We start from the raw sequence: 326 nt of genomic DNA, 5'->3' as shown, positions 1-326 counted from the left end.
CGCAAGCTCGGCAAGAAGCAGCTCACGCTGACCCTGCAGGCGCCGCTGCAGCAGGTCCCCGAGGCGCTGGCCGGCCTGGCGCTGGAGCTGTCGGCCGACGGCCAGAGCCTGGTCTACACCTTCGACGTGCAGGCCGAGGACACCGGCATCGGGCCGCTGCTGCGGCGCCTCAACGAGCACGGCATCGACTTCAAGGACCTGCATTCGAGCGAAAGCTCGCTGGAGGACATCTTCGTCAGCCTGGTCCACGGCGCGCGCACCGAACCGGCCGCCAGCACGGAGGCGCGCGCATGAACCTGCACGCGATCCGCGCGATCTACTGCTTC

General features: G+C 69.3%; 1 pseudogene. It reads left to right on the top strand.

Annotation, left to right across the window (positions count from 1 at the left end):
- Positions 1–294 (top strand): annotated as a pseudogene (locus tag SB822_RS55800) (multidrug ABC transporter ATP-binding protein); the annotation flags it as partial.
- Positions 295–326 lie beyond the last annotated feature (32 nt).

This window comes from Paraburkholderia sp. SIMBA_054 (genome assembly GCF_046534875.1).
GTDB lineage: Bacteria > Pseudomonadota > Gammaproteobacteria > Burkholderiales > Burkholderiaceae > Paraburkholderia > Paraburkholderia hospita.
Note: the sequence above shows the minus strand (reverse complement) of the source record. Positions and strands in the feature narration are given on the sequence as shown.